The organism is Arthrobacter sp. SIMBA_036 (assembly GCF_046535135.1).
Taxonomy (GTDB): Bacteria; Actinomycetota; Actinomycetes; order Actinomycetales; family Micrococcaceae; genus Arthrobacter.
Genome location: NZ_JAWRXG010000461.1, coordinates 1 through 236, shown reverse-complemented (window position 1 = coordinate 236; position 236 = coordinate 1). Strand labels below are relative to the sequence as shown.

Annotated in this window: 1 protein-coding gene; it reads right to left on the bottom strand. The window is 58.1% G+C overall.

The window, feature by feature from the left end; all coding sequences use genetic code 11:
* Positions 1-236, bottom strand: a 236-nt coding sequence (locus SB659_RS20530; protein WP_410551775.1) for a PAS domain S-box protein, incomplete at both ends; no start/stop codon positions are given.

Genomic DNA, 236 nt, shown 5'->3' with positions numbered 1-236 from the left:
AAGATTGAGCAAGAAGCTCCCCGTTTTGCTGAGGCGTTGGGCGTCCGCGAGGAACGCCTCGCTTCTCCGCAGCTTCTCCTCGGCCCGCTTTCGGTCGTCGATATCCGTCAATAGCCCATACCATCGGATGATCTTGCCTTCACCGTCGCGAAGGGGAAGCCCTCGAAGCTGAAACCATCTCCACGTGCCGTCGTGCCGAAGAAATCGGGTTTCGTAATCGTATGGTTCCCCTGTGG